At 35.5% G+C, this 4,364-nt stretch carries 3 protein-coding genes; all 3 read right to left on the bottom strand.

Annotated features, from left to right (window positions below):
* On the bottom strand, nt 1-2,183 hold a 2,183-nt coding region (esaA, locus tag RsY01_RS10655), incomplete at its 3' end, for a type VII secretion protein EsaA (RefSeq protein ID WP_094785513.1).
* Nucleotides 2,184-2,249: 66 nt separating this feature from the next.
* Nucleotides 2,250-3,068, bottom strand: a complete 819-nt coding sequence (locus tag RsY01_RS10650; protein ID WP_094785512.1) for a hypothetical protein — start codon at nt 3,066-3,068, stop codon at nt 2,250-2,252.
* A gap of 15 nt (nt 3,069-3,083) precedes the next feature.
* Nucleotides 3,084-4,364: hypothetical protein (locus RsY01_RS10970; RefSeq protein WP_157905828.1), on the bottom strand; the 1,281-nt coding region annotated here is incomplete at its 5' end.

Raw genomic sequence — 4,364 nt, 5'->3', positions numbered from 1 at the left:
TCCATTAGTGCAGACAAATTATCCGCAAAGTAATCCTCTGAAAGATGATTTTGTAAAGTTGCTTCATCCTTTTGCAGTGCCAAAATAGCACTGTTCAAATCCGTTATGGTCTGAATGACTTTATTCAGATCACTCTGGCCCATCGTCAGAAAGTCTTGCACATCTTGATTGCTTAACCGAGTCGCAAGTGTCGTTAAATCCATATTGCCATACATATTAAAAATGGAACTTAGGCTCGCAGTCTGAAAATCAGTCGGACTTGTGGCTGAAAGTAAACTCGTGTAATCATCACCGGGTTTTGCGAAAAGTGTTGTAATCATGCTTGAAGTACTATCAATTTTCCCAAGTAGGTCTGTTAGAGTTTGGAAATTATCCTCAACATATTGGTTGTAACTTGTCGTACTTGCCATCGGTACTAAAGCAAAGGTATCCGTTGTCGTTGACAAAGTGGTATTAGTTGTTTGATTTCTCCAAGTCGTCGCAAAATTATAGGAAGTTTTATTCCCTAATGCCACAACCAGATTAAACTCAAATGTCTTAGGACTACCAGTTCCAGTTGACCCATCAGGGTTGGTTGGTTTTGGATTACTTAATGTGACACTGTTACCGCTATTGACTGTTATACCCGTTGAAGTAACTGCAGTAACTGTCACGTCTGATGGAAAATTTGATGAGTTGTACGTTGTTCCCGCTGGCACTGTAATCTTGACATTTCGTGTTAATGATTGATTAACCGTATCTACCGTAGGAACGTCTCCTAATGTCACTGTGCCACCACTTAAATTGAAAGCAGCCGCATATTGACGGATGAGCTGCAGTTCTTCTTCATACCTTGTTTTTGTGGCACCATCAATCGTACCATTCGCCACCAAATCAGCCAATTTATAATCAGAAGTAGTTAGAGACAGACTGCTAATCAGATTTTGAAGTTGCGTTAAATAAGCACTACCAGTTAAATTATCAGCTCTACCAAGAGAGGTTTGAAGTTTGGCAGCTAATGCAGTTCTTGAATTTGAAGGTGTTTGTAGGTTGCCGAAACTATCAAAATTATCTTTTGTTGGCGTTATATTTTGTGCCAAAAACTGGTGATATAAATCTGCCTCAAGTCCAAGTAAGTCATTTCGCTTATCAGTCAGCGTTGTGATTTGGTCTGAAATATCACCTTTAACGCCATCAATCAGGGTATTATAGTCTGTGACCTTCTGTTTCAAGTCAGCTAAATGTCCTGTTTCATTCCCCAATGTGTCCTTTTGATAAAACTCATTTAAACCATTGACAATATCTGTATTCAAGCCCTCAAATTGTTTGTAATAAAAGGTTTGATCACTTTCAGCTTGATTTGTGATGCCTTTATTAGCATTGTCTACATTGATACCTGCGATTTTCTTCTGTGTATCGAAATAATCGGTAATCTGTGGCAACTGGTTTGAAAAACTCTCGCCAGTTTGTTTCATCAGATTTTTCGTACTATCTGTAAAGCTGTTTTGCATGGCAACATTGGCTTGGTTGATACCTTTCAAACTGCTTGTTCCAGAAATAAAGCTCGTATAATTGGGCATACTAGACTTAAATGGATTTTGAACTTGAGCAGATAAACCAGCAACTAAATTCTGTTGTTTACCAACTGTCGCATTCATCTGAGTTTCAGCTTCAGCGATATTGCCTGCGACACTTGAATAGTACATCTTGACAACATTTTGATTGAAATCATATAAGACTGACGTAATTTTATCTTGAAGTATCTTCTCGGATAATTCATCTGCTTGTGGTTGAATCTTATAGGCAACGTCTGCTTGGGTCGGATCAATGTCCTGTAAGGTCAACAAATCTTTTGAAAATGTCTGGGGTAAATAGATGACCGCATCAACCGAGCCATCTGAATACGCTTTATCTGCGACTGACCTTGATACAACTTGCCAATTATATTGATTATCATTTGAGACCAAGTCAATGAAACTTTTACCGAAATTATAATCTTGATGATTAAAACTTGAGGCAATATCTTCATTGACTAGGGCGATTGTCGGTGTTTTAGCTTTGACTTTAGTTTGTGGCTTTTGATTCAGAAAGACAAGAAGAACAACCAAAGCAGACAACACGACAAACAGAGACATACCTGTGATACGCATCATCTTGCGATAGTGGTTATTCAGTTTATCCGTGAGAGTTGGTTTATGCTTCATTGCTTTAGTTACTCCTATATTTATTCCTAGTAGAATACTAGACTATTTATTTTCAATCGACAAGCTTTAATCTTTCAAATCATACTCTGCTTTAAACTGGTCATAGTATTTATTTACAAGATATCCGTTGATAATTTTCTCACCCATATAATAAAGCGGAAAAACTGAATAAATTAACGGAAAACCAACTATTCCAATATATACACCTATCGGCGAATCTCCCATACCATGCACGACATTCGGAAATACTGCCCAAACAAATTTATAGACTACATAAAATACTAAAGCATTTCCTACTAGAAAAGGTATGAGATTACCTGTTATCTTTTGAAGACGATTTTTTTCAAATCCCTCTGTTAATTTACCAATTTCTACAGAGAGATTTCCATAAATAATGATAAAGTTTAATATCAAAGATAAAAAAGTTAAAACAATCGCAATACCAGCCCCACCTAAAGGTGCATCAGCAATAATAGTAAATGCAAGCCAAGAAATACTAATCGAAATAATGATCATACTAATTGATAAATTTTTAACCAACGTATATTTCTTCATATAAAAATGTGCATATATATCGGTCTTATTAAAGAAGTACCAAAAATAAAACATTGCTACTATAGTCAATCCATAAATCAAGTAACTTATATAAGGAGTGAATGGTGTTAATATAGTATTTTTTTTATGAATAAGATCACCGTCATAATCGTTTAAAAAATTACTTATCAACATCACCATAATAAGAACAATACTCGTAGTAACCACCATAGCTTTATAAGTATGACTTACTTTCCAATAATTTTTTTTATCTCGCTCTAGAAAAGGATCATTGGGCAAAATATGATTTTTAGCCTGTTCATAAGATATATTTTTTAGTTTTTTAAACATCTATATTCCTCTAATTTATATTGAATCGTTAGAATTAATTGCTTTCCACTGCTGGTAAAGAATATCATCTTTCAATATTTCATCCATCTTTTCTGGATCATTTAAATTATCATAAAGTTTATATAGACTATTCATCATAGCCTCTTTATCAATCTTTCCTATTGATTGACCAATCCAATTTATAAAACCTGCACCTGCCCCAAGTCCTCCACCAACAACTCCTCCACCAGGTGGATAGACGTACTCTCCTAAAATAACACCCAATTCCCCTAACTCAAGAGGTCCTGATTCTAATGCCATCATACAAAGCGCTCCATACGCAGCTTTATCTGCATTATTGTAAGCAGGACTATCTATATCAAAATAAGCACTCGCAAAATGGTTCGCAACCGCAGCCACGTTAAATACTCCACCGACAGTTTTCAGAACCTTATTAAATTTTTTGCTATTTTTTAGTAAAGTAGTTGCTGATTTTATCAGTGCTTCCCCATTAGTTCCTTTTCCAACTATATCAACCAGATTTTTCAGCGGTACTAGGACTGTAAAACCTTTATCTTGTAACTTAATTGCCCATTCCAACATTTTTTCTGCAAAATCTGGATGAGAATTGGCATACTTAATAAAAGCTTTACTATTGATAATCTTTTCAGCTACTTTACCAGGCATGCTATCAAGACCTTCAAGACCCGAAAAGCCTCTCAAAAATAAATTCTGAATTGCTGGAGGTGCTTTATATAAAATAGCATCAAGCAATTTTTCATTTCCCAAGATTTCTTTCATGACATTAGCAGGATTTTTTCTAAGCATTTTAGCATATTTTTTTATTTCATCTGCTGGTAAATCTGTATTCTCGGATAGCCACTTCTTAATATCTGCCTCACTCATAGCACCAATTTCTTCCGAAAGTGTTGAGTCACTGTCCCCTGCTATTAATTTCACACCGTCCATTTCCGAAATAAGTTTAAAGATATTATCTGGAATTGTCACAAAGCCAGATGAGGAAATTTTAACATTTTTCAACTCCGCTACTGCTCTTTGAAATGCTTCTAATGCTGTAAAACTGTCAATAAAAAGTTCATTGGTATTCGTCTCAAACGTCTCAAGAGCCTTGAGCTTTTCATCAATCTTTTTAATATCCTTGGTCATTTGTGTCTGAGTTGTCTCAGCCGTTTTTACAAGCTGGTCATAGATATAAGGTTCAATCGTTTTCAGCGCTTTCCAGCTGTTTAATTCAGAAAGATGAGTTTCTGCTGAACGCTTTGTCTCTTCTTTTACTTGTTTATCAGCTTCTAGCTT

Source organism: Pseudolactococcus reticulitermitis, from assembly GCF_002260845.1.
Classification (GTDB): Bacteria; Bacillota; Bacilli; order Lactobacillales; family Streptococcaceae; genus Pseudolactococcus; species Pseudolactococcus reticulitermitis.
This window is presented reverse-complemented; position numbering and strand designations above follow the sequence as displayed.